This is a genomic window from Paraburkholderia antibiotica (genome assembly GCF_012927125.1).
In the GTDB taxonomy this organism is placed as follows: Bacteria; Pseudomonadota; Gammaproteobacteria; order Burkholderiales; family Burkholderiaceae; genus Paraburkholderia; species Paraburkholderia antibiotica.
In genome coordinates, this window is sequence record NZ_JABBFZ010000002.1 from 542607 (window position 1) to 567875 (window position 25269).

Genomic DNA, 25269 nt, shown 5'->3' on the forward strand with positions numbered 1-25269 from the left:
GGCGGCTCAAATCATTCTCTAGATAACGAGTTCGTAAAAACCGCCAATTGAGCGGCGAAAGCACGCTGATACGCAGGCCGCGCTTCGCCGCGGGCAACATAAGCCGGGAGATTCGGATATTCGTCCAGCAGACCCGCTGCTTTCAACCTGAGCAACACCGCCACCATCATCAGGTCGCCCGCGCTGAATGCACCGTCGAGCCAGTCGGCGTCGCCAAGACGATCGGACAGCTCGCCGAGTCGGACGCGAATGCGATCCTCGACGATAGGCAGGCGCTGCTCGTACCAGGCCTTGTCGCTCTCCTGAAACCTGACGGTCTGGAGTTCGAGGATCGGTGGCTCGATCGTGTTGAGCGCGGCGAATATCCATGCGATCGCGCGCGCTCTCGCATGCGCATCGTCAGGCAGCAGCCCTGCATGACACTCGGCGATATGCAACACGATCGCGCCCGATTCGAACAGCGCGAGCGTGCCCTCTTCATAGGTCGGAATCTGCCCGAACGGATGCAGCGCCCGATGCGCGGGGTCCTTCATCGCACCGAACGATACCAGACGAACCTCGTAAGCCTGGCCCACTTCTTCGAGCGCCCAGCGCACCCGCATGTCGCGCGCCAGTCCTTTGCCGCGATCGGGTGAGCGTTCGAACGCGGTGATAACGGGAAGAGAGGGCGATGACATGCGGGTTCTCCTGTGCGGAATGTCTCATCGAGCGCCAGGCACACAACCCGGTGCATATCTACTCGACGCTCGAGATCGAGCGAAATCGACATCCGTCACGATGAAAAAAAGAATCGCGCACGCTTCGCTTCGTCGTCCTCACATCACCGGCATATTCAACAACCGGTCGCGCATCAACGCGACGCTGTTCTTGTCGAGCAGCTCGACCACATAATTCGCGTCGCTCACGTAATCGACGAAACGACGGTCGACCACCCCCGCCGCCGCCAGCGTTTCGAGCGGATCGTCGGCAGCGATTGCGCAGGACTTCACGACGATCAACCGTTCCGCGTTGAGCATCGTCGACAGCCACGCCGCGAGGCTGTCCGAGGTCGTGTCCCAGTTGCTCATCGCATCGGGCGTGTCGCGCATCAACGCGGTCGGCACCCACACGGCGACGTGACCGTCGCGCAAGGTGCGGCGAATCTTCGCCTCGCTCGACGCCAGCACCAGTTCGGGCGACACGCCCTGCATCAGCAGCGCGTATTGCGTCATCGCGAGCAGACACATGTTGTGCGCGGCGAGGTCGTCGAATTGCCATTCGCCCTGGTACTGGCGCACCTTGTCTGCGAAATCGCCGCCGCCGGGCACGATCACGACGCGCCCTCCGCCGACCTCGCATAGTTCGCTGAGCCAATGGCGCAGCGCCGGATCGTGACTCAGACTGCCTCCGATCTTGACCACCCACATGACTGTTATCCTCACGTCCAGTTGTATGCCCGGCTGGGTTCCGTCATGTTTCTACCGCGTTCGTCACCGCATCTGCCCCCGCCCACCGCGCCACGCCGCTGCGTTTTGAATTCGTTTTGCTGTCTTTGAAGCGCTGCATTTCGAATCACTGCATTTCGAATCACTGCATTTCGAATCGCTGCATTTCGAATCGCTGCATTTCGAATCGCTGCATTCCGAATTGCCGCCCTCATGCAATGCCCCTGCAATGCTGTTGCGCTCCGTCGCATCGCCCACGCACCTCAGGCGACGCGCCGCCCTACCCACCTCACGCCGCACCCGCAACCGCCGCGCGCCTATCCAACCGACCCCACCGCTCCGACCTCACCTCATCCATCGCAAGCAACGCCACCGCCACGCTCGGCGCGCAGGTCGCCGCCCACCCGACACACGCGTCCGGCACGCCCGCGAGCACGCCGAAGTCGACATAACCGCGCGCTTCGTCGCGCGCCAACGTGGCGACGAGAAAGCGTCCGCAGCCGGCGCCCACCAGCGGCGCGGCGGCGAGCGTCGGATGCGCGGCGATCACGCGTGCCAGGTTCAGGCCGATCTCGCGCAATTGCAACGTCCGCCAGCGCTGCGCGAAGCGCTGCCAGTCGGCCTCCGATGCTTCGTGCGCGTCGCGTCCGATCATGCGCGCGATGCGCGCGCGGCTCGCCGCCGGCGTCTTCGGCCCGTTGTCGGCGCTCGGATGCACGTCGTGCAGTGCATCGAGTTCGCCGGTGAGCCGGTAGACGTCGGCGGTCGTCGCGAACCATTCGTTCATCACGTTGACGGTGACGCCGCCAAACTCGATGCGATGCGCGACCCCGCACAACGGCGTGCGCACCACGCCGTGATAGACGAGTTCGCCGCTCGCGAGCCGGCCGGCATCGGTCGCGGCGCGCGCGGCGACCCGGCCGCCGACGATCGGAATGATGTCGGTCGTCGTGCTGCCGATATCGATCAGTACCGCATCCGCGACGCGCGTGCCGACCCAGCTTGCGGTCGCGAGCCAGTTCGCCGATGCGACGTGGCGCCAGTCGGCCGCGCACGCGTCGGCGGCGAGCCAGCCGGCGTCGCCCGCATAGAAGCGCAACGACGCAGCAGACTGACCGCCGAGCCGCCCGGCGAGCGTCGCGACGATCGCCCGCACGCCTTCGGCGCGGTCCGCGAACAGGTCGACCATCTCGCCGGTCATCGTCACCGCGTGGCGCGCGGCGGCCGTGCGCGCCTGCGGCCAGCGCTCGAACACGAGATCGATCGTGCGCTCCAGATGATCGAGGCCCTGCCACAGCGGACAGGCCCATTGCGCGACGTCGAGCACCGCGCCGCAAGCGTCGGCCAGCGATACCTTCACGTGCGCGCCACCGACGTCCCAGCCGAACAGCGCGGCCTCGCCGGTGGGAGCGGATGCGGATGCAGATGCGGCCGCAGGCCCGGCGGCGCCCGAGGCCGCTTTGGAGGCCGCTTTGGAGGCCGCTTTCGAGGCCGCGCTCAAGGCCGCACCCCGAACGTCGCCTGCATCGACTGCCGGGGCTTCGCGCATGCCGCGCCGCTACGCCCTGCGCTCATGTTCTCGCCCACCCGCACGCCATGCGCGGCCAGCAACGCTCGCGTCAGTTCGCTGCCGCGAGCGGCCACGAGCCCCGCATACGCGACGGTCACACGCGGATTCACCTCGATCACAACCGGCCCGCGTTGCGGATGCCACACCACGTCGATCCCGACGAAGCCGCACAAGCCAGGAATCGCCCGCGCGACGCGACGCGCGAGCGCATCGAGCGTGCGGCCCTGCTCGCCGGAAAGTTCGATCTGATCGACCAGCACGCCGTCGAATTCGACGATCCGCGACGCGGGATGCGCGGGCGCGCCGCCGCTCAAGCCGATCTGCTGACGGTTGATGCTGATGAGTTCGGCCCCGTCGCCACGGCAGATCAGCGACAGACTCAACGGCTCGCCCTCGACCCACGCCTGCAGCACCGGATTGCGCGCCGCCGCCGCGCGCGCGTCGTACTCGGCGCAGGCCTCGGCGTAATGATCGAACACGACGGTATCGAGGCCGCCCGCGCCATCGTCCGGTTTGACGACCCAACGGCTCTCGTAGCGGGCGGGCGACTCGACCGAATCGCCCAAGCCCCCCGGCTCCACCGCCGGCGTCACCGCAATTCCATGCGCGGCGAGGCAGGCGGCGGTCGCGCTCTTGCTCGACGTCACGCGAATCGCCTCCTTCGCGCAGCCGAGCCAGCGCGCGGCGCCGACCGCATCGTGAAAACGCAGCAGCAGGCCGTCGCATTCCGGCGCGACGATCCACGCATAGTCGTGCTCGCGTGCCGCACGCGCGACGAAGGCCGTCATCGATTCGCCCGGCGCGGCCATACAATGAGCGTCGCCCGCGTCGGGCGTCTCGAAGCGCGAGGTCGCGAAGGTGACCTGCACGCCGTCGAGTTCGCGCAGGCCGGCGACGAGCGCGTCGCGCATCACCCGCCCTTCGACGATCAGCGCGCTCAGGTCGGCAAGACTGCCCGCGCCGGCGAGTTCGGGGTCGATGCCGCCGCCGGTGAGATACTCGTAGACAAAGATCTTGGTCAAAGGAACGCGCCCCTATGCAGGTGATACCGGTTCTCGATCTTCTCGACGGCCACGTCGTGCGCGCGGTGCGCGGCGAACGGGACGCCTACCGGCCCATCGAGTCGCGCCTCGCCGCGACCAGCGAACCGCTCGTCATCGCCCGCGCGCTGCTCGATGCGAGCGGCGCGCGCACGCTCTATATCGCCGACCTCGGCGCGATCCTGCAACGCGGCGCGCATGCGACGACACTCGCCGCGCTACGTGCCGCGCTGCCCGGCGTCGAACTCTGGCTCGACGCCGGCTTCACCGACTATGCGTCGATGCGCGCGCTGTTCAAGCACATCGACACGCTTGCCGCACCACTCACGTCGCTCTCACCGCTCGTGCCGGTGTTCGGCACCGAGTCGCTGTGCGACCACCACGCGCTGCACGCGGCGCAAACCGCCGGCCTCGCGCCGATCCTGTCGCTCGATCACCGCGCGGGCGCACTGCTCGCCGCCGCCGATCTCGACCGCTCGCCGGCCTGGTGGCCGTCGCGCGTGATCGCGATGACGCTCGATCAGGTCGGCAGCTACGCCGGCCCCGATCTCGCCACCTTCGAACGCATCCGCGCGCAGGCGCCGGCGCACACCACGGTGATCGGCGCGGGCGGCGTCCGCGATCGCAACGATCTCGCGGTTGCGGCCGGCACCGGCGCGACCGCCTGGCTGGTGGCATCGGCGCTGCACGACCAGCAGATCGAGCGCGCGCGCTCTGCCTGAGCCTCCGGCTTTTCATACAATTTCCATGCCACGCGCGCGGCAAGCCGCGTATGTCGGCAAGCGACAGCCTGAAGCGCTCACGCGTGACACTCTGCTCCAGCGCGGCACACAACCTGTCCGGCGCAATGGGCTGGCGGACGTGGCCGCCGTCGCTCGCGGGAAAGACTCCCGTTATCCGCCACGGGCGCCGTCGCGATCCGCCGAACGCAACGCAGCACGACCGTGCGCTGCGATCCGCCGCGCTCCAGCGCCGCGACGCGCTCGGGATGCGCTCAGGCTGCGATTAGGGCTTCGAAGCAAATCGGCATGGACCTTGCTAAAAGTGCGCCATGCACCTCTCGTCCCCCGATCCATCGACCCCCAGCACGAGCGCACCGGGCGCCGCCGGCGCGCGTGCTCCGACGCTCACGCGCGACTGGATCTGTCCGTTCTGCCCGCTGCTGTGCGACGACCTGAGCGCCGAGGCGCGCGGCGACGGCACGCTCGCCGTGCGGGACACCGAATGTTCGCGGCTTGCGCAGGCGCTCGCGCAGTTCGGCGCGACGGATGCGCAGTGCCGCAGCGTGGTCGACGGTGCTGAAGCCACGACCGATGCCGCGTTGGCGCGCGCCGCGCAACTGCTTGCGAACGCGCGCCGCCCGCTGTTCGGCGGCCTCGCGACCGATGTCGACGGCATCCGCGCGCTGTATACGCTGGCCGCCGGTTGCGGCGCGATCCTCGATCATCAGCACGGCGATGCGCTGACACCAGCGACGCTCGCGCTGCAGGATCGCGGCTCGTTCTTCACGACGCTTTCCGAAGTGCGTTCGCGTGCGGACCTGCTGGTGTTTTTCGGTTGCCAGCCGTCGCGGCGTTATCCGCGCTTTTTCACGCGCATGCTGGCCGACACCGACCAGGCCCGCGAACTGATATTTGTCGGCTGCACGGCGGACCCAGCGGCCGACGGCTATGCGCAAACGCGCAGCGAAACGCTGCTGCCCGACGCCGATCCGTACGCCACGCTCGCGCTCTGGTCGGCGCTCGCCGAAGGACACGACGCCGCCACGCTAAACCGCGACGCCAACGCCAACGCCAGCCAGGGTAACGACAACCCCGCCGCCACGCTCGCCACGCTGCACGCCCGCATCCTCGCCGCGCGCTACACGGTCGTGATCTACGAACCGGGCGCGCTGCCCGCGCCGCACGCGGCGCTGCTGATCGAAGCGCTGAACCGGATCGTCAAGGCGGCCAACCGCACGACGCGCGCGGCCTGCCTCGCGCTCGGCGGCGACGATGGCGCGTTGACCGCCAATCAGACTATCACGTGGCTCTCCGGCCTGCCGCTGCGCACGCGCGTGTCGTCGCCCGCGCGCGTCGCCGGCAGCGCATCGCTCGATCACGATCCGTACCGCTACCGCACCGCGCGATTGCTCGCCGAACGCGAAGTCGACGCGCTGCTGTGGGTCGCGAGCTTCGCGCCGCATGCGTGGCCCGCGTCGCTCGATCCCGCGCTGCCGCTAATCGTGCTCGGCCACCCAGCGCTCGCACCGGCCGCGCGGGCACGCGGCGCGAACACGGTGTTCATCCCGGTCGCGACGCCGGGCATCGACAGCGGCGGGCATCTGTTTCGCGTCGACAGTTCGGTCGCGCTGCCGCTCGCGGCCGCGCGGGGCGCGGCGCTGGAACCGGTGGCCTCACTGGCCACACAACTCGCTGCGCAACTCGCCGCGCAACCAGCCACCCGACTCCCAGCCCACGAGGCCCGCCCATGAGCCTCGTCCGACTCAAAGGCGGCACGCTGTTCGACCCGGTTCACAACGTGAACGGCGAGCGCCGCGATCTGACCTTCCGCGACGGCCGCATCGTCGAGCTCGACGCCAACACGCCGGTCGATCGCGAATACGACGCCACCGGCATGATCGTGATGGCGGGCGGCATCGATATGCACTCGCACATCGGCGGCGGCAAGACCAATCTGTCGCGCCTGCTGCTGCCCGAGGACCATCGCGCCGACATGCCGCGCGACGCCGCCTACGAAGCGGTCCAGGACGAGGCCGGCCGCTATCTGCGGCTGCCGTCGTGCGGCGTGTGCACGCCCGGCACCCTCGCGACCGGCTATCGCTACGCCGAAATGGGCTACACGGCCGCGTTCGAGCCGGCGATGATGCCGTCCAACGCGCGCCACGCGCACCTCGAAATGGGCGATACGCCGATCATCGATCACGGCGCCTACGTGATGCTCGGCAACGACGAACTGTTCCTGCAGATGCTCGCCGCGCGCGACGACTTCGAGCGTCTGCGCGACTACGTCGGCTGGACCATCGCCGCGAGCAAGGCGCTCGGCGTCAAGGTGGTGAATCCCGGCGGCATCTCCGCGTTCAAGTTCAACCAGCGCTCGCTCGACGTCGACGAAGCGCACGCGCACTACGGCATCACGCCGCGCGACGTGCTGCGCACGCTGACGCGCGCACTGACCGAGCTGCGCGTGCCGCATCCGCTGCACGTGCACACCAGCAACCTCGGCGTGCCCGGCAACGTCGCGTCGACGCTCGCGACCATGGATGCCGCCGACGGCCTGCCGATCCATCTGACGCATATCCAGTTTCACAGCTACGGCGTCGAGGGGCCGCGCAAGTTCTCGTCGGGCGCGCGGGAGATCGCCGAGGCCGTGAACGCGCGGCCGAACGTGTCGATCGACGTCGGCCAGATCATCTTTGGACAGACCGTCACGGCCTCGGGTGACACGATGATGCAGTTCCGCAACACTCCGCTCGCGCGGCCGCACAAGTGGGTGGTCGGCGACATCGAATGCGACGCGGGCTGCGGCGTGGTGCCGTTCCGCTATCGCGAGCAGAGCTACGTGAACGCGCTGCAATGGATCATCGGACTCGAGATCTTCCTGCTGGTCGACGACCCGTGGCGCGTCGCGATGACCACCGATCACCCGAACGGCGGCCCGTTCACCAGCTATCCGCACCTGATCCGCCTGCTGATGGACAAGTCGTTTCGCGACGAACAGATCGCCAAGCTGCATCCGGAAGCGCAGGTCGCGAGCGCGCTGCCCGAACTCAGGCGCGAATTCTCGCTGTACGAGATCGCGATCATCACGCGCGCCGGTCCGGCACGGCTGCTGGGTCTGCGCGATCGCGGCCACCTCGGCGCGGGCGCGGCGGCGGACATCGCCGTGTATCGCGACGAACCGGACCGCGAGCGGATGTTCACGTCGCCTGCTTACGTGTTCAAGGACGGCGAGCTGGTGGCGCGCGACGGCACGCTGGTCGCGACGCCCACGGGCGGCATCCATTTCGTCACGCCGGAGTTCGATCGCGGCATCGAGAAAACGCTGCGCGCGTACAGCGACACGAAACTGGCGAGCAACTTCGCGCACGCCGCGATCAGCGACGACGAAACGTGCAGCTGCTACCGCGGCGGGCGCCTGCTGCCCGTCGAATGTCTGAACCACGGTTGACGGACGGCTTATCCATGCCCGACACGCTGCCCACTCAAGCCGACACCGCCACGCCGCAGGCCGCCGCGCCGCTCACGATCAACGGCACCACGATCGACGCGACCTTCGCGGAAGCCTTCCCGATGAAGGCGACCCGGCTCGTGATTACCGCGCACACGCCGACGTGGGCGATGCACGCGGCGAATTCGCTGACGGGCTTCGCGACCTCGGTGATCGGCTGCGGCTGCGAGGCCGGCATCGAACGCACGCTCGCGCCCGACGAAACCCCGGACGGACGGCCCGGCGTCGCAGTGCTGCTGTTCGCGGTGTCGTCGAAGGAGCTGGCGAAGCAGATCGGCCGGCGCGTCGGCCAGTGCGTGCTCACCTGCCCGAGCACCGCGATCTTCGGCGGCATCGATGCGGCCACGAGCCGCGCGCCGCTGTCGGATGCCGCGCCGCTCGGCAGCGGGCTGCGTTTTTTCGGCGACGGCTGGCAGATCGCCAAGATGATCGGCACGACGCGCTACTGGCGCGTGCCGGTGATGGACGGCGAATTCGTCTGCGAGGACACCGCGCAAACGGTCAAGGCGGTCGGCGGCGGCAACCTGCTGCTGCTCGCGCGCGACCTCGACGCCGCGCTGGCCGCGACCGAAGCGGCGGTCGCCGCGATGCGCCGGCTGCCGAACGTGATCATGCCTTTTCCGGGCGGCATCGTTCGTTCGGGATCCAAAGTAGGCTCGAAGTATGCGGGCGCGACCGCGTCCACCAACGACGCGTTCTGTCCGAGCCTGATCGGCCTGTCGCCGCGCAGCGAATTGAGCGCGGAAGTGGGCTGCGTGCTGGAGATCGTGATCGACGGCCTGACCGACGCCGACGTCGGCGCGGCGATGACGGCCGGCATCGCCGCGGCCTGCGAGTTCGGCCGCGCGGCCGGCATGCTGCGGATTTCGGCGGGCAATTACGGCGGCAAGCTCGGGCCGTATCACTTTCATTTGCGCGAGCTGGCGGCGGGTCTCGGTGGGAGCCGCGCATGAGCACGAACACGAGCGCCAGCGCGAACACGACGACCTTGCGCGTGAAGGCGCCGCCCGGCTTTCGCGTCGATGCGGCCGCGCTGCGGCCTACCGCGCTGGCGGCGCTGAGCGTCGCCGAGATCGAGCACCTCGTGCTGCCAGCCGGCAACGAGCGCTGTGTGGTCGGCGACGTGTTCGAGGTGCGGCGCGAAACGGCAGGTACAGCCGCGGGTAAGACAGCAGGCAACGACGATCAGCCCACGCTGATCGTCGACGGCGCGGCGCGCTGGCTCGACCGGCTCGGCGCGGACATGGACGGCGGCCGGCTGGTGGTACGCGGCTCGGTCGGCGATTACAGCGGTTTGCGCATGAACGGCGGCACCTTGCACATCGACGGCGACGCCGGACACTTCACCGGCTGCGAAATGCGCGGCGGCCGCCTCACGGTGCAAGGCGACAGCGGCGATTTCGTCGCCGGCGCGCTCACCGGCGACATGGACGGGATGACGGGCGGCACGCTGACGATCCACGGCAACGCGGGCGCGCGTCTCGCCGACCGGATGCGGCGCGGCCTCGTGCTGGTCGGCGGCGACGCGGGCGAATTCGCGGCGTCGCGGCTGGTGGCCGGCACGGTCGGCGTGGCCGGCAAGGTAGGCGCGCATTATGCCTACGGTATGAGGCGCGGCACGCTGCTGCTCGCGCAACGGCCCGAGCCTCTGCCGCCGCCGACATTCACCGGCGGCGGTCGTGGTTTCGACGTATTCTGGTCTTTGCTCGTGCGCAGTCTCGCCGCCGAAATCGCGCCCTTTTCGCAGTGGCGCGCGGACCGTTTGCCGGTTCGCTACACGGGCGATCTCGCGGTCGACGGGCGCGGCGAAATCCTGATCGCCGGCTAGCGTCGCGCGCCGCGCCGATCGGTACACCGTGTTCGACAAGAAACACCGGACAACGAAGGAGACAGGCATGACGAGAGCGGATTCTCCGGATGCGAAGCCTCGGATCGACGCCACGGCGCCCGCGGGCAAACCTGCGAACGCGGGCGCGCAGCGCTATGCCGGCCTGCTGATCGCGCTGCACTGGCTGATCGCGCTCGGCATCATCGGGCTGCTCGCGCTCGGGCTCTACATGGTCGGCTTGCCGAAGGGTCTGCCCGTCAAAGCGACGCTGATCAATCTGCACAAGTCGCTCGGCCTCACGGTTTTCCTGCTGGTGCTTCTGCGCATCGTCGCGCGCATGGTCCTTCACCGGCCGCCGCTCCCGCCGATGCCAGCGTGGCAACGCGCCGCCGCGCGCACTACGCAGGGTCTTTTATACGTCGGCATGGTGGCGATGCCGCTCGCCGGATATCTCGGCTCGTCGTTCAATCGCTACGGCACGCGCTTCTGGGGCGTGCTGCTGCCAAAGTGGGGCTGGGACGATCCGCATCTGCGCGAACTGTTCTTCGGGCTTCACGAGGCAATCGGCTATGCGTTGATCGCGCTGATCGTGCTGCATGTGGCGGGCGCGTTCAAGCATCAATGGCTCGATCGCGACAACCTGCTCGCGAGGATGCTGCCATGACGAGGCTGCGCTCTCCGCATGCCGCGGCGTCGTCGGCCACGCCGCCTCTGGCCGCCGAGGTGCTGCACACACGCGACGGGCATCGCGTCGGCTTCGCGGTAGCCGGCGCGCGCGACGGCGTGCCGGTCGCGGTGCTGCACGGCGGGCCCGGCAGCGGCAGCCAGTCGGGCGTGCTGCGGCTCTTCGATCTGAGCCGCTTTCGCGTCGTGCTGATCGATCAACGCGGCAGCGGCGCATCGACGCCGCGCGGCAGCGTGCGCCGCAACCGCACCGACTATCTGATCGACGATCTCGAAGCGATCCGCGCGCGGCTCGGCATCGCGCGCTGGGGCGTGTTCGGCGGATCGTGGGGCGCGGCGCTCGCGCTCGCGTATGCGGGGCAGTGTCCGCAGGCGGTGACGGGCGTCGTGCTGCGCGGCCTGTTCCTGAGTTCGGCGCGCGAGGTGCGGAATCTCTTCATCGGTTCGCGCCGACGTGCGCCGCGCGCATGGTCGGCACTGCTTGCCGCCGCGCGCTGCGAACAACCGGCAAAGCTGGCCGCGCGTTGCGCGGCGACGCTGCAATACGGCGCGAACGCGGCGCGGCAACGCACACTCGCGCTCGCATGGCGCGACTACGAAAGCACGGTGCTCGCGAGCGCATCGTCGCGCGGTGCCGCACGCCAACGTTCAGGATCGCGAAACACCCACGACTCGCAACGTCGTGCCCGCGAACTGGTCGGCAAATACAGGATTCAGGCGCACTATCTCGCGCATCGCTGCTGGCTCGGCGAAACGCGTTTGCTGTCGCTCGCGCGGCGGGCGGCAGCGGCCGGCATACCGATCGCCGCGGTGCACGGTTCGCGCGATCCGGTCTGCCCGCCCGCGAATCTGCGGCGCCTCGCGCGCGCGGTGCCCACGGCGCGGGTCGAGTCCGTGAGCGACGCAGGCCATCTGACCAGCGACCCCGCGCTGCATGTGCCCGTCGCTCACGCGCTCGCCGCGATGTTCGTTCCGACCGTTCAGGAGGGGCGCAGCATGCGTCGCGCGGCATGAAGATCAAGGTACTCGGCTCGTCGGCGGGTGGCGGTTTTCCGCAGTGGAACTGCAACTGCCGCAACTGCGACGGCGTGCGACGCGGCACGCTCAAAGCAACGCGGCGCACGCAATCGTCGATCGCGGTCAGTGCGAACGGCGAGGACTGGCTGCTCGTCAACGCATCACCCGATCTGCTCGCGCAGATCGCCGCCAATCCGGAGTTGCAGCCCGCCCGCCGCGCGCGCGACAGCGGCATCGCCGCCGTGCTCGTGATCGACGCGCAGATCGATCACGTGACCGGCCTGCTGATGCTGCGCGAGCGTGACACGCCGCTGCCGCTGTACGCGACCGATGCGGTCTGGCAGGACCTGCGCTCCGGCTTTCCGGTCGCGCCGATCCTGTCGCACTACTGCGGCGTCGAGCATCGCCGGATCGCACTCGACGACGCGCCGCTCACGCTCGACGCGCTACCCGGCATCCGCATCGACGCACTGCCGCTCTCCAGCAAGGCGCCGCCGTATTCGCCGCATCGCCACGCGCCCGAGCGCGGCGACAACATCGGCCTCATGCTGACGAATCTGCGCACGGGCAAGCGGGTGTTCTACGCGCCGGGGCTCGGCGCGATCGAGGAGCATGTGCTCGCGGCGATGCGCGAGGCCGATCTGCTGCTGGTCGACGGCACGCTGTGGACCGGCGACGAAATGATCCGGCTCGGCCTGTCGAAGAAGACCGCCGCCGACATGGGGCATCTGCCACAGAGCGGCGCGGATGGAATGATCGCCACGCTCGATGCGCTCGACACAGCAGATAAACAGCGCCGCAAGGTGCTCATCCATATCAACAACACGAATCCGATCCTCGTCGAGGACGGTCCCGAGCGTCGCGTGCTCGGCGAGCATGGTATCGAGGTGGCCTACGACGGTATGAGTTTCGAACTCTGAGTCGACGCGATCCGGAGTGCGAAATACCGGCGGCCGGCTGAGAGTGAATGTCCGAGGAATGACCGAGGTGTGAAGGTGCAGCAACGAGGCGCGGCAGTGAACGACCAAAAAAACGGAGACGGCATGAACGCGAAAGACACCGATGACACGACGCTAACGCGCGCCGCGAGCACGCTTCGCGCGGAGCAACCCGCATGGAACCGCGAAGAATTCGAGGCCCACCTGCGCGCGAAAGGCACCGCGTATCACATCCACCATCCGTTCAACGTGAAGATGAATAGCGGCGGTTGCTCGCGCGAGCAGATTCGCGGCTGGGTCGCGAACCGCTTCTACTACCAGATCAACATTCCACTCAAGGATGCGGCGGTGCTGTCGAACTGCCCGGACCGCGACACGCGCCGCCGCTGGGTACTGCGCATTCTCGACCACGACGGCTACGACGGCGCGGAAGGCGGGATCGAAACGTGGGCGCGTCTGGGCGACGCGGTCGGCCTCACGCGCGACGAACTGTGGTCGCTCGAACACGTGACGCCGGGCGTGCGCTTCGCCGTCGATGCGTACGTGAACTTCGCGCGGCGCGCGCCGTGGCAGGAGTCGGTGTGCTCGTCGCTGACCGAGATGTTCGCGCCGCAGGTGCATCGCGACCGGCTCGCGAGCTGGCCCGAGCATTACCCGTGGATCGACGCGGAGGGTCTCGCGTATTTCCGCTCGCGCATCTCGCTCGCGCAGCGCGACGTCGAACACGGACTCGAAGTCACGCTCGGCTATTTCACGCGACGCGAGCAGCAGGAACGCGCGCTCGAAATCCTGCAGTTCAAGCTCGACATTCTGTGGACGATGCTCGACTCGATCGAAAAGGCGTTTCCGCAATGAACGATCTCACCCGCAACGAAGGCGCCGCGGAGCCCTCCCCTGAAGCCGCGCAAGAAGCCGCGACGCCGCTCACGATCGCGAAGCCGTTCCGCCTGCAATGGGAAGCCGCGCAGAACGCCCACGTGCTGCTCTACCCCGAGGGCATGGTCAAGCTCAACCAGAGCGCCGGCGAAATCCTCAAGCGCTGCGATGGCACGCGCAACATCGAAACGCTGATCGCCGAACTGGAGCAGGCGTTCGACACGACCGGCATCGGCGCCGAGGTGCGGGCCTTCATCGCCGACGCGCATGCGCGCCGCTGGCTGGAGTAGCGCGATGACCGATCTTTCCCGACCCACCGCACCGGCCGCACCGGCGGCTTCAGCAGCTTCACAGCCCGGGTTGCAGCCTGATAGCCACACCGCGACCACTCCGCCGCCGTTGTGGCTGCTCGCCGAGCTGACCTATCGCTGTCCGCTGCACTGCGCGTTCTGCTACAACCCGCTCGACTACACCGACCACCATCGCGAACTCAGCACCGCGCAATGGCTCGACGTGCTGCGCGACGCGCGCGCGCTCGGCGCGGTGCAGCTCGGTTTCTCGGGCGGCGAGCCGCTGGTGCGCGACGACGTCGAAGTGCTGGTGGAAGAAGCGCACCGGCTCGGCTTCTACACCAATCTGATCACCTCGGGCGTCGGTCTCACCGACGCGCGGCTCGGCGCGCTGAAGGAGGCCGGACTCGATCACATCCAGCTGTCGTTCCAGGATTCGACCCAGCAGCTGAACGACTTCCTCAGCAGCACGCGCACCTTCGAGTTGAAGCAGCGTGTCGCCACCGCGCTCAAACGGCACGGCTTTCCGATGGTGCTCAACTGCGTGCTGCATCGCTACAACCTGCCGCACGTCGACAAGATCATCGAGATGGCGCTCGCGCTCGGCGCCGAATATCTGGAACTCGCGAACACGCAGTACTACGGCTGGGCGCGCGAGAACCAGGCGCAACTGATGCCGACGCGCGAGCAGCTCGAAGAAGCCGAAGCGGTGGTCGCGCGCTATCGACGCACGCATGGCGAGCGCTGCAAGATCTTCTTCGTCGTGCCCGACTACTTCGAGACGCGCCCGAAGCGCTGCATGAACGGCTGGGGCGCGGTGTTTCTCGGCATCGCGCCCGATGGCGCCGCGCTGCCCTGTCATGCGGCGCGCGGCCTGCCCGGACTCGCGCTGCCGAACGTGAAGGACACGCCGCTGCGCGAGATCTGGTACGACAGCGACGCGTTCAACCGCTTTCGCGGCCTGAGCTGGCTGAAGGAACCGTGCCGCAGTTGCGACGAGAAGGAACACGACCTCGGCGGCTGCCGCTGTCAGGCGTATCTGCTGACCGGCGACGCGGCGAACGCCGACCCCGTCTGCGACAAGTCGCCGTTTCACGAGCAGGTGGTGAAGGTCGTGCGGCACGCGGCATCGGCAGCGACGGCGGCAAGCCCGCAAGCGGCCGCGGCCCACGAACAGCCGATCCTGTTTCGCACCGACGCCAATTCGCGCAGATTCTCGTCGGCGGCCTGCGCCTCCGGCGAAGCCGAGCCGCGCGGCAACAACGGAGCCCGATCATGAGTACAGAAATCATCTCCGTGCTACTCGTCGACGACCATGCGGTCGTGCGCGAGGGCTACCGGCGTCTTCTGGAACTGAACCCCGACGTCGAGGTCTGCGGCGAAGCCGCCGACGCCGCCCAGGCCTACCAGCGCTTTTGCGCGCTGCGGCCCGATGTGGTGGTGATGGACGTGTCGCTGCCGGGCGCGAGCGGGATCGAGGCGATGCGGCGCATGCTCGCGCGCGAGTCGGATGCGCGCGTGCTGATCTTCAGCGCGCACGAGGAATCGATCTTCGTGCGCCGCGCGCTCGACGCCGGCGCGCTCGGCTACGTGACCAAGGCGAGCGCGCCCGATGTGCTGGTCGAAGCGGTACGCGCGATCGCGCGGCGCGGCGGCTATCTGAGCCCCGACATTTCGCAGACGCTGGCGCTGCGCACCGCGTTCAACGAAGGGCCGCCGGGACGTCAACTGTCGGCGCGCGAATTCGAGGTATTGCGGCTGCTCGTGCAGGGCTACACGCTGCCGAACATCGCCGAGAAACTCGGCCTCAGCCAGAAGACCGTGGCCAATCATCAGTCGGTGATCCGGCAGAAATTCGGCGCCGACAACGGCGTGCAGCTCGCGCAGATGGCAAGCCGCCTCGGCCTTCAGTTCACGGGTTCGGTCAGTCCCGCGTGAGCGGGCACGCGCGCGCAGAACAGAAAGCCGCGCCGCGGCTCACTCGCCACGTGAAATTCGCCGCCGAGCGCTTCGACGCGCTCGCGCATGCCGATCAGCCCGAGCCCTGTGCGCGGCTTCGTCAGATCGGTGCCGGGGCCGTCGTCGGCCATCGTCACGACGATTTCGTCGATCGGCACGGCGGCGCCCGCCGCACTCCCCGGCGTTTCGCGCGGCGCGCGTACCATGAATAGCTCGACGCGCGAGCGTCGCGCGTACTTCGACACGTTGGTCAACCCTTCCTGCACGAGCCGGTAGAGCGTGATGTTCAGCGCGTCGCTCAGATCGCTGAAATCCCCTTCGATGGTCAACGAAAACGACGCGTCGGGCAGCCGCTCGCGCCAGCCATCGACGCAATGTTCGAGCGCGCTCGGCAGGCCGAACTCGTCGAGACCGATCGGCCGCAGACGGCGGATCATGTCGCCGATCTCGCGGTAGACGTGGCTCGCGCTCTGCATCAGCCCGAGCGAAATGCGGTGGATCTCCGGCTCGTGGCCGTTCGACAGATCGCGGATGCGCGCGGCGTCGAGCGAGATCGCATTCAGGTATTGGCCGAGTTCGTCGTGCAGTTCGCGCGCCATATGACGGCGCTCCAGTTCCTGGGCCTGCAACGCCTGGCTGGCGAGACGCCGGTTGTCGGCGAGCAGCCGTTCGGCCTCCTCTTCGAGCAGACGACGATGACGAACTTCTCGGCGCGCGTCGCGGTAGCGCCGCCACGCGAACCACGCGAGCCCGATCGACAGCACGAACAGCGTGCCCGGTAATTCGTCGAGCTGGAAGCGCTCCATGCCGCGCGTGAAGCGATAGGCCTTTTCGCTGAGATCGAAGCTCGCGCCGAGCAGCGCCGCGAGCACCGTCACCGCGGCGACCCATGCGAGATCGCGCCGCACCGTCGACTGCGGCGGCGGACTGCCAGCGGAGGAGGAGCTGAGCGGATCGCTTGACATGACGTGTGCATTCTAACCATCGCCGGCGCGCGCAGCGGATTTTTGCGCGGCTTTTGGGAGCGATTCCCAGGCAGATCGGGAAAAGCTCCCGCGCGGCTTACAGACGCCTATGCGAAGCTTTACACAGACTTCAGAAAAAAGGCGCGACACGCGCACCGATAAAAGCCGGCCAGGAGACAAAAACGATGAGCATGCGATCCCAGCCACGCCGCAAACACCGCTTCCCGCGGCGCGCCGGCCTCTCCCTCTGTGTCAGCAGCGCGCTGGCCGCCCTGTCCGCGAATGCGTGGGCGCAGGCCGAGCCGGCGGTCGCGGCGTCGGCATCGGCACCCGCTGCTGCGCGTGCCGAAGCGGCCGCAGCGGCGGCGCCCGCGGCATCCGGCGATGCAAACGACAAGGCCGGCAGCAACGCCGCCGCCGACACGACGCCGACCACCACGCTCGCGCCGATCGTCGTGGTCGGCACCACGCCGCTGCTCGGCATCGGCACGCCGCTCTCGCAGGTGCCGGCCAACGTGCAGACGGTGCGCGCCGCCGATCTGCAACTGCAACGACGCCAGACGCTCAGCGACTACCTCGCGGCGAACCTGCCGAGCGTCAATATCGCCGACGCGCAAGGCAACCCGTATCAGATGAACCTGACCTATCGCGGCTTCACCGCGTCGCCGCTGCTCGGCACGCCGCAGGGGCTGTCGGTGTTCGTCGACGGCGTGCGTGTGAACGAGCCGTTCGGCGACGTCGTCAACTGGGACCTGCTGCCGCAACAGGCGATCGACACGATCCAGATCATCCCCGGCTCGAATCCGACCTACGGCTTCAACACGCTCGGCGGCGCCATCTCGATCACGACGAAAAACGGCAAGGACAACCCGGTCGGCGAAGCGGAGATCAGCGGCGGCTCGTGGGGCCGCAAATCCGCACAGATCGAACAGGGCGGTACGATCGGCCAGAACCTCGACTACTACTTCACCGCCAACGCCGCCAACGACAACGGCTGGGCCGAGCAGAACGAAAGCCGCATCCGCCAGGTGTTCGGCAAGCTGCGCTATACCGACGCCGACACCACGCTGTCGCTGTCGGCCGGTGGCGCGGACAACGATCTGCACGGCACGCAGACGATTCCGCGCTCGTTTCTTGGCAACCCTAAGCAACCGTACACGTATCCCGACCAGAACCAGAACAGCGTCGGCTATGTGACGCTGTCGGGCGACCATTACTTCAACGACCACGTCGAGCTGAGCGGCAACGCGTACTACCGGCACTTCCGCAACACCAACACCAGCAGCAACGTCAACGACGACTACGGCACGATCGAGGACGACGGCGACGTCAACACGCTGCAGGCCACCAACGAACGCTCGGTCGTCACCACCGACAGCTACGGCGCGAGCCTGCAACTGACGCTGCTCGGCCAGCTCGGCGGCATGAAGAACCAGTTGATCGCCGGCGTGGCGGTCGACGCCGCCAGGTCGAGCTTCAAGCAGTCGTCGCAGGACGCGGCATTCACCGATTCGCGCGCGACGATCGGCATCGGCGATTTCGAGCAGCAGACCTACGCGAAGACGCACAACACCAACTACGGCATCTATCTGTCGGACACGCTGTCGCTGACGCCGCACTGGTCGCTGACGCTCGCCGGCCGCTACAACTGGGCCGAGGCGACGATCGGCGATGAGACCGGCACGCAGCCGCAACTCGACGGCCACCACACGTTCTCGCGCTTCAACCCGGCAATCGGCATCAACTGGAATCCGACGCCGGCGCTGACCGCGTACGCGACCTACAACGAGGGCATGCGCTCGCCGACCGCGATCGAGCTGGCCTGTGCCGATCCGAACGCGCCCTGTTCGCTGCCGAACGACTTCATCTCCGATCCGCCGTTGAAGCCGGTGATCTCGAAGACCTATGAAATCGGCGCGCGCGGCAAGCTCGGCGGCAACACGACTTGGAGCGCCGCCGCCTACAGCACGACGCTCGACGACGACATCCAGTTCATCAGCAGCAACGGCGCGGGCAGTTCGCAGGGCTTTTTCCAGAACGTCGGCCGCACGCGCCGCCAGGGGGTCGAGCTGGCCGGGCAGACGAAGTACGGCCCGCTCACCGTGACCGGCAGCTATAGCTACGTCGACGCGACCTACCGCTCGACGTGGACCGAAAGCAGCCCGAGCAATTCGCGCGCCGACGCGGACGGCAACATCACCGTGAATTCGGGCAATCACATTCCGGGCATTCCCGCGACGACGGTCAAGCTGCGGCTCGACTACGCGGCCACCCCGAAATGGCGGATCGGCACCAACCTCACATGGCGCGGCAGCGTCTACGCACAGGGCGACGAAAACAACCAGGACGTGAACGGCCGGATCTCCGGCTATCTGCTGATCGACATGGACACCGCCTACCAGGTGACGAAGCAGTTGCAGGTGTTCGCGTCGGTGACGAACCTGCTCGACAAGCGCTATGCGAGCTTCGGCGCGCTCGGGCAGAACTTCTTCACCGGACCGAACAACACCTTCGACGGCGCGAATCCGGTCAACGAGCAGTTCGTCGGGCCAGGCGCGCCGCGCGGGTTCTGGGTGGGGATGCGGTATGCGTGGAAGTAGCGGCGGGGAGTGGCACGCGCCCGCCCAATGCGCGTGTCAATCCACCCGTCAACGCGACTCGATCGAACCGTCGCTATGTGGATACGTGACGATGCCCCACGCGAGCGGCAACTCGCCGATCTGCTTGATCGGCTGATAACTCTTCGCGTCGAGCACGTAGACCGCGTCGGAACGGCCGCACGCGACCATCAGCTTCGAGCCGTCCGGCGTGAAGCTGAAGTGCCAGCAGCGCTGCCCGACCGGCACATCGGCGACGTGCTCGTAGGTGTGGCCGTCGAACACCTGCACCGCCTTGTCGCGCGCGGCGGCGACGAATAGCCGGTTGCCGTCCGGGCCGAACGCGACGCCATACGGGCCGAGTTTGGTATCGACGGTCTTGACGACGTCGAACGTGTGCGCGTCGATCACGACGAACTTGCTGAGCGACTCCAGCGTGACCACGTAGTGCTTGCCGTCGGGCGACAGGCGAATGCCGCGCGGCCGGCCGCCGGGCGCGAGCTTGATCGTGCGGATCGGCGCGCCGGTGCGGGCGTGATAGACCGACACCGTGTCGTCGCCTTCGTTGGTGACGAGCATCGTCTGGCCGTCGCGCGAAAATTCGATGCCCTCGGTTTCGTGGCCGCTCGTCACCGAGCGCACCACGCGCCAGTCCTTCATATCGACGATTGCGATTTCGGCCGGCGGCTTGTTGGTGTCGTCGTCATCGGCGCCGGGTTTGCCGCCCGCCTTGCCATCCGGTTTGCCGTCGGGCTTGCCACCGGGTTTAGCTCCCGGCGGCCCGCCATCTTCGCCGGGCTCGTAGGTCACGTACGCGTAGCCGTTGTGCACGCGCACATACTCGGGGTTCTTGCCGATCTTCACGCGTTTGACGACCTTGCCGGTGGCCGTATCGATCACCGCGAGATCGCTCGTGTTCTTGTTCGCGACCAACAGACGCGTACCGTCCGCGTTCAGGCTCAGGCCGCGTGGGCCGTCCGCGCCGACCGGAAAGGTCTGTGCGAGCGTCATCTGATCGAGGTCGATCACGCCGACGCCGGCCTTCTCGCTCGTCACGTAGGCGAGCGGGGTCGCAGCGACGGCGTGCGCGGCGCTCGCCGCCAGCACGAGCGCGCCGGCCAGCGCGAGGGAACGGCGAGGGGTCCAGGTGGGAATCCGTGTCTCCAGCATCGTTGTACTCCGTGGTGAATGCGCGGCGCCGCGATAATTCGCGGCATCTCCCGAAGGTAGCCCACCGGGCGATTGTTTGACAACGCGCTGCGGGCGGGAGAATTTCCCGAATTGCGGCGCGCCGGCCGTCGCGGGTTCTAAAAGCGTGGGCAGCGGAGGACAATCAAACCGGAGGTGGCATTGATGCTGCAAGTTGCCATGGCGAGTCCCGCAAGTCCTACGCATCACGCACGGGTTTATCGGCGCGCGGCATTCGTGCTGGGCGCGGTGATCGCCGCGCATCTGGTGCTGCTGGCCGTCGCGCTCAGCGCACGCGACCGGATCGTCGAGCGTCCGGTCGAGCCGCGCACGATTACCGCCGTGCTGCTGAGCCCCGAGCCGGAACCCTCGACGCCGGCGCCGGCCGTTGCGCGTCCCGCGCCGGTTGTGCCCACGCCGCCAGCGGTCACCACCGCGCACCTGCCACCGACACCGCCGGCCGCTCACCCCGCCACGCGCGTGAAGCCGGCACCGCCACCACCACGTACGCAGGTGGCGCGCAGCGTGGACACGCCCTCGCCACTGCCCACACCTTCGCCAACGATTGCCCCCGCGACGCCGCCGGAAAACACCGCCGCCGTGCCACAGCCGGCCACACCGTCCACCGCCGCGACGGTCGCGAAACCGGCCGCTTCCGCATCGATCGAACCGAGGAACGTCGCGCACGTCGACTGCTCGATTCCGAAGCCCGATTACCCTGACATCTCACAGCGACGCGGCGAACACGGCACAGCCGTGGTGCGCTTCGTGGTCGGACTCACCGGCAAGATCGAAACGGCGCAGTTGCAAAAGAGCAGTGGCTCGACGCGCCTCGACGACGCCGCGCTCGCCGCCGTCCATGCCGGTTCGTGCCGCCCGTACACCGACAACGGCACGCCGGTGCGCGCCGCGTATTCGCAGTCGTTCGTGTTCGGCCTGGCCGAGTGACGCTTTATAACCATGCGGTGAGCAACGCGGCCAGCACCACGGCCAACACCAAACAAAGGATTACGTACGAAGGAAACCGCCATGCAACATTACGGACTCGCAAACGTCTGGGCATCCGGCGATCTCGTCACGCGCGGCATTCTCGCCGTGCTGGTGATCATGTCGGTCATGTCGTGGACGGTGATGATCGTCAAGCTGTTGCAACTGCTGCGGCTCAGACGCGCGACCCGTCAGCGCGACGCGCGCTTCTGGAGCGCGGACCGCTTCGACGACGGCCTGCGCAGCCTCGGCCACCCGGACTCGGACCCGCACGACAACCCGCTGCTCGCGCTCGCGCTGGCGGGGCATGAAGCGGCGACGCATCATCGGCAGACGCAGCAGCATCTGCACGACCGTATCGACGTGTCCGACTGGATCACGCGCCGCCTGCAGGACACGATGGACGAAACCGTCGCGCGTCTGCAAAGCGGGCTCGCGATCCTCGCGTCGATCGGTAGCACCGCGCCGTTCGTCGGGCTGTTCGGCACCGTGTGGGGCATCTATCACGCGCTGATCGTGATCGGCGAGACCGGCCAGACCACGATCGATCACGTCGCGGGACCGGTCGGCGAATCGCTGATCATGACCGCGTTCGGCCTGTTCGTCGCGATTCCGGCGGTGCTCGGCTACAACGGACTGACGCGCGCGAACCGGACGATCGTCGCGCGCCTGAAGCGCTTCGCGCACGGCCTGCACGCGTACTTCGTGACCGGCTCGCAATTGCCGTCGAGCGCCGGCCCGCAGATGCGCGTGGTGCCGCGCCACGACAAGGCGACGACGAGCCGCGACGGAGACCTCGAATGGCAATGACACCGTTCTCCGACGACGACGATCAGGGTCTGATGAACGAGATCAACATGACGCCGCTCGTCGACGTGATGCTGGTGCTGCTGATCATCTTTCTCGTCACGATCCCGGCGATGCAGCACGCGGTCAGGATCGATCTGCCGCACGCGAGCAGCCAGCCGGAAGCGCTTAAACCGGCACACGTCGACGTCGCGGTGCAGGCCGACGGCTCGGTGCTGTGGGACGGCCAGCCCGTCACCGACGACACCCTGCGCGCGCGCATCGCCCAGGCCGCGCTGGCGACGCCGCAGCCGGAGCTGCATCTGCGCGCCGATCGCAAGGTGCCGTATGAGCGGGTGGCGCTCGTGATGTCGGCCGCGCAAAGCGGCGGGCTGACGAAGATCGGCTTCGTGACCGATCCGCAGCGGAGCAGATGACGCGGCGCGCAAGCATGGGAACGAACACATAAAGACCGCCTTATCGGCGGCAAAAGAATCTCTGAATTTCAATCGACCGACGGCTCCGCTATCGTGATGCGTGTCTGTACCGCCTATCGCCTCACGAGGACCGCACGATGCAAGCCCTTATCTTCGACGTCGACGGCACGCTCGCCGACACCGAGACCGCCCATCTGCACGCGTTCAACGCCGCGTTCGCGGAAGCCGGCCTCGACTGGTGCTGGGACGAAACGCTCTACGCGCGCCTGCTGAAAGTAGCGGGCGGCAAGGAGCGCCTGCGGCACTACTGGCGCACGATCGAGCGCGAGGAAGCCGAGGGGCCGCAAGCGCGCGAGGCGGTCGAAGCGCTGCATGCGCTGAAAACGCGCCACTACACCGAGCGGATGCGCGACAACGGCGTACCGCTGCGTCCCGGCATCGCGCGTTTGATCGACGAAGCCAACGAGGCCGGCATCCGCGTCGCAATCGCGACGACCACCACGCCGGCCAATCTCGACGCGCTGCTGCATACGCATTTCGGCGCGGACTGGCGCAGCCGCTTCACGGCGATCGGCGACGCCGGCACCACGCCGGCGAAGAAGCCCGCCCCCGACGTCTATCACCATGTGCTCGAACGGCTCGGTTTGCAGGCCGCCGCCTGCCTCGCCGTCGAAGACTCCGCCAACGGCTTGCAGGCAGCGCGCGCCGCGCGCGTGCCGACCATCGTCACGCCATCGCCATTCACCGCGCACGACGACTTCGATGGCGCGCTCGCGGTGCTGCCGCATTTCGGCGATCCCCACACGCCGCTCGGCGAAACGGTGCGCGGCGAACGGTATCGCTGGATCGATCTGGCGACGCTGCGGCGCTGGCATGGCGACGCCGCGCGTTACGGCGAGCCCGTCGCGCGGAGCGTGCCGAACGCCGTAAAGGCCAACGCGGCACGTGCCGACGCGAGCGCATCATGACGACGAACAACCAGGGCCATGAGCACGCCGTACTGATCGATCTCGACGGCACGATGGTCGACACCGCGCCGGATATCGTCGCCGCCGTCAACCGGATGCTGAAGGATTTCGACGCCGCGCCGCTGCCGTTCGAGATCGTGACCGGCTTCATCGGCAACGGCGTGCGCAATCTCGTGCGCCGCACGCTGAAAGCGACCGGCCTCGACTGGGAATACGAACTCGAGCACGCGCTGCGCGTGTTCGAACAGCATTACGCGGAGACTAACGGGCGCCTCGGCCGCGTCTTTCCCGGCGTCGCGAGCGGACTGCAGCGCTTGCGACAGCTCGGCTATCGCTGCGCGTGCGTGACCAATAAACCGCAGGCGCTCGCCGCGCCGCTGCTGGAAACAACCGGCCTCGCCGCCTTTCTGGACGTGCTGGTCGCGGGCGACACACTGACCAGCATGAAGCCCTCGCCCGAACCGCTGTGGCATGCGTGCCGGCTACTCGATACCGAGCCCGCGCGGTGTGTGCTGGTCGGCGATTCGTCGGTCGATATCGCGGCGGCGCGCGCGGCGGGCTTGCCGGTATTTATCGTCAGCTATGGCTATGCGCATGGCGGCGTCGACACGCTGCGTTACGACGCGATGATCGATTCGTTCGAGCAACTGCCGGCGCTGCTCGCGCAGCCGTGGCCGGATGCGCGCACGAACGAGGACGCCAGCGCGGATGCGAATGCCGGCGCGAAATAACGCCGAATAAAACCCGCGCTTATTGAGTCCAATTCATTGCGTCCGATTTATTACGTCCCACTCATCGAGCCCGACCCGTCGAGCGCTAACCCGTCGACAGCAAGCCCGCGACTCGCGCCGAGTTCGTCTGCACCGCGATGTCTTTCGCCGTCATTCCACGGTTGTCCTTCAACGCCGGGTTCGCGCCGCGCGCGAGCAACAGCCGGACGGTCTCCGCGCGGTCGTAGCCCGCGGCCCACATCAGCGCGGTCAGATCGTTCTTGTAGGTCCGGTTCACATCGACACCGGCATCGAGCAGACGCGCCACGACCTTCGTTTGCCCCTGCCCGGCCGCATACTCCATCGCAGTCTTGCCGACGCGATCCGTCGCGAGCGGATCGACGCCATGCGCGAGCAGCAGCGCGACGATGTCGTCGAAGCCGCCATAGGCCGCGGCCATCAACGGCGTGATGCCCGGCGCGCTCGCGTGCTGCACGTTGGCGCCACGTTCGATCAGCGTGCGCGCCATCGCGGCGTCGCCCTGCTTGCACGCGGTGATCAGCGCGGTGTCGCCAATCCGGTTCATCGCATCGATCGACGCGCCGTTTTGCAGCGCCGCCAGCAGCGACTGCGCATCGTCGGCCTTCGCGGCCGCCAGCAGTTGGCGGTTGATCTCCCCCTGGTCCTGCGCCAACGCGCTCACGCATAGACCGGCACCGACTCCGCCGGCGAGCAGCACGGCCAGCGCGAGCGGGCGCACGAACGTCTGTTTCAT

25 protein-coding genes are annotated in these 25269 nt (G+C 67.9%); 18 read left to right on the forward strand and 7 right to left on the reverse strand.

Going from position 1 to position 25269, the window contains the following annotated elements:
• Positions 1-11 precede the first annotated feature (11 nt).
• The 4 genes from HHL14_RS06495 to HHL14_RS06510 form a co-directional block, all read right to left on the reverse strand.
• Positions 12-677, reverse strand: a complete 666-nt coding sequence (locus tag HHL14_RS06495) for a glutathione S-transferase family protein (protein ID WP_169496733.1) — start codon at positions 675-677, stop codon at positions 12-14.
• Between the two features lie 138 nt (positions 678-815).
• Complete coding sequence (locus HHL14_RS06500) at positions 816-1406, reverse strand: amino acid kinase family protein (protein ID WP_169496734.1); 591 nt, start codon at positions 1404-1406, stop codon at positions 816-818.
• Positions 1407-1713: 307 nt separating this feature from the next.
• Complete coding sequence (locus tag HHL14_RS06505) at positions 1714-2973, reverse strand: hydantoinase/oxoprolinase family protein (RefSeq protein ID WP_169496735.1); 1260 nt, start codon at positions 2971-2973, stop codon at positions 1714-1716.
• Positions 2922-4016: an ATP-grasp domain-containing protein gene (locus tag HHL14_RS06510; RefSeq protein WP_169496736.1), complete on the reverse strand. Its 1095-nt coding sequence runs from the start codon at positions 4014-4016 to the stop codon at positions 2922-2924. The genes HHL14_RS06505 and HHL14_RS06510 overlap by 52 nt, the downstream gene beginning before the upstream one ends.
• 14 nt (positions 4017-4030) lie before the next feature.
• On the opposite strand from HHL14_RS06510, the gene HHL14_RS06515 reads away from it, so the two are divergent.
• The 12 genes from HHL14_RS06515 (at position 4031) to HHL14_RS06570 (ending at position 15835) form a co-directional block, all read left to right on the forward strand.
• Positions 4031-4756 carry a HisA/HisF-related TIM barrel protein gene (locus HHL14_RS06515; RefSeq protein WP_169496737.1) on the forward strand — a complete coding sequence of 242 codons (726 nt, stop codon included), beginning with the start codon at positions 4031-4033 and terminating at the stop codon, positions 4754-4756.
• Positions 4757-5085: 329 nt separating this feature from the next.
• A complete protein-coding gene (locus HHL14_RS06520; RefSeq protein WP_169496738.1) occupies positions 5086-6507 on the forward strand; it encodes a molybdopterin-binding domain-containing protein in 1422 nt (473 codons plus the stop codon).
• Positions 6504-8204 carry a formylmethanofuran dehydrogenase subunit A gene (locus tag HHL14_RS06525; RefSeq protein ID WP_169496739.1) on the forward strand — a complete coding sequence of 567 codons (1701 nt, stop codon included), beginning with the start codon at positions 6504-6506 and terminating at the stop codon, positions 8202-8204. Before HHL14_RS06520 ends, HHL14_RS06525 begins: the two co-directional genes overlap by 4 nt.
• A gap of 14 nt (positions 8205-8218) precedes the next feature.
• Positions 8219-9217: a formylmethanofuran--tetrahydromethanopterin N-formyltransferase gene (gene fhcD / locus HHL14_RS06530; RefSeq protein ID WP_169496740.1), complete on the forward strand. Its 999-nt coding sequence runs from the start codon at positions 8219-8221 to the stop codon at positions 9215-9217.
• Entirely contained in the window at positions 9214-10092 is an 879-nt protein-coding gene (locus tag HHL14_RS06535; protein WP_169496741.1) for a formylmethanofuran dehydrogenase subunit C, read from the forward strand. The genes fhcD and HHL14_RS06535 overlap by 4 nt, the downstream gene beginning before the upstream one ends.
• Positions 10093-10159: 67 nt before the next feature.
• Positions 10160-10756: a cytochrome b gene (locus HHL14_RS06540; RefSeq protein WP_169496742.1), complete on the forward strand. Its 597-nt coding sequence runs from the start codon at positions 10160-10162 to the stop codon at positions 10754-10756.
• Complete coding sequence (locus HHL14_RS06545; protein ID WP_169496743.1) at positions 10753-11790, forward strand: alpha/beta fold hydrolase; 1038 nt, start codon at positions 10753-10755, stop codon at positions 11788-11790. Before HHL14_RS06540 ends, HHL14_RS06545 begins: the two co-directional genes overlap by 4 nt.
• Positions 11787-12713: a pyrroloquinoline quinone biosynthesis protein PqqB gene (gene pqqB, locus HHL14_RS06550; protein ID WP_169496744.1), complete on the forward strand. Its 927-nt coding sequence runs from the start codon at positions 11787-11789 to the stop codon at positions 12711-12713. The genes HHL14_RS06545 and pqqB overlap by 4 nt, the downstream gene beginning before the upstream one ends.
• Positions 12714-12836: 123 nt before the next feature.
• Positions 12837-13586 carry a pyrroloquinoline-quinone synthase PqqC gene (gene pqqC / locus HHL14_RS06555; protein ID WP_169496745.1) on the forward strand — a complete coding sequence of 250 codons (750 nt, stop codon included), beginning with the start codon at positions 12837-12839 and terminating at the stop codon, positions 13584-13586.
• On the forward strand, positions 13583-13897 hold the full coding sequence (gene pqqD / locus HHL14_RS06560) for a pyrroloquinoline quinone biosynthesis peptide chaperone PqqD (RefSeq protein ID WP_169496746.1): 315 nt from the start codon (positions 13583-13585) through the stop codon (positions 13895-13897). The genes pqqC and pqqD overlap by 4 nt, the downstream gene beginning before the upstream one ends.
• 4 nt (positions 13898-13901) lie before the next feature.
• Positions 13902-15176: a pyrroloquinoline quinone biosynthesis protein PqqE gene (pqqE, locus tag HHL14_RS06565; protein ID WP_169496747.1), complete on the forward strand. Its 1275-nt coding sequence runs from the start codon at positions 13902-13904 to the stop codon at positions 15174-15176.
• Positions 15173-15835, forward strand: coding sequence for a response regulator transcription factor (locus tag HHL14_RS06570; RefSeq protein ID WP_169496748.1), 663 nt, complete (start codon positions 15173-15175; stop codon positions 15833-15835). Before pqqE ends, HHL14_RS06570 begins: the two co-directional genes overlap by 4 nt.
• On the opposite strand, the gene HHL14_RS06575 is transcribed toward HHL14_RS06570, so the two are convergent.
• Entirely contained in the window at positions 15805-16821 is a 1017-nt protein-coding gene (locus HHL14_RS06575; RefSeq protein ID WP_169496749.1) for a histidine kinase, read from the reverse strand. The two genes, HHL14_RS06570 and HHL14_RS06575, sit on opposite strands and share 31 nt — an antisense overlap.
• A gap of 185 nt (positions 16822-17006) precedes the next feature.
• Between HHL14_RS06575 and HHL14_RS06580 the strand changes: the two genes are divergently transcribed.
• Positions 17007-19421 carry a TonB-dependent receptor gene (locus HHL14_RS06580; protein ID WP_169496750.1) on the forward strand — a complete coding sequence of 805 codons (2415 nt, stop codon included), beginning with the start codon at positions 17007-17009 and terminating at the stop codon, positions 19419-19421.
• Positions 19422-19469: 48 nt separating this feature from the next.
• Here HHL14_RS06580 and HHL14_RS06585 read toward each other — a convergent pair whose 3' ends face one another.
• Entirely contained in the window at positions 19470-20588 is a 1119-nt protein-coding gene (locus HHL14_RS06585; protein WP_169496751.1) for a YVTN family beta-propeller repeat protein, read from the reverse strand.
• A gap of 183 nt (positions 20589-20771) precedes the next feature.
• On the opposite strand from HHL14_RS06585, the gene HHL14_RS06590 reads away from it, so the two are divergent.
• The 5 genes from HHL14_RS06590 (at position 20772) to gph (ending at position 24515) form a co-directional block, all read left to right on the forward strand.
• Positions 20772-21554, forward strand: coding sequence for an energy transducer TonB (locus HHL14_RS06590; RefSeq protein ID WP_206002215.1), 783 nt, complete (start codon positions 20772-20774; stop codon positions 21552-21554).
• An 81-nt stretch (positions 21555-21635) separates the two neighbouring features.
• Entirely contained in the window at positions 21636-22403 is a 768-nt protein-coding gene (locus HHL14_RS06595; protein WP_169496752.1) for a MotA/TolQ/ExbB proton channel family protein, read from the forward strand.
• On the forward strand, positions 22394-22816 hold the full coding sequence (locus tag HHL14_RS06600) for an ExbD/TolR family protein (protein WP_169496753.1): 423 nt from the start codon (positions 22394-22396) through the stop codon (positions 22814-22816). Before HHL14_RS06595 ends, HHL14_RS06600 begins: the two co-directional genes overlap by 10 nt.
• 137 nt (positions 22817-22953) lie before the next feature.
• The gene (locus HHL14_RS06605; protein WP_169496754.1) at positions 22954-23784 is read left to right on the forward strand and encodes an HAD family hydrolase; all 831 of its coding nucleotides are present in this window, start codon (positions 22954-22956) and stop codon (positions 23782-23784) included.
• Positions 23781-24515: a phosphoglycolate phosphatase gene (gene gph / locus HHL14_RS06610; protein WP_169496755.1), complete on the forward strand. Its 735-nt coding sequence runs from the start codon at positions 23781-23783 to the stop codon at positions 24513-24515. The genes HHL14_RS06605 and gph overlap by 4 nt, the downstream gene beginning before the upstream one ends.
• Before the next feature lie 85 nt (positions 24516-24600).
• On the opposite strand, the gene HHL14_RS06615 is transcribed toward gph, so the two are convergent.
• Positions 24601-25269 carry an ankyrin repeat domain-containing protein gene (locus tag HHL14_RS06615; RefSeq protein ID WP_169496756.1) on the reverse strand — a complete coding sequence of 223 codons (669 nt, stop codon included), beginning with the start codon at positions 25267-25269 and terminating at the stop codon, positions 24601-24603.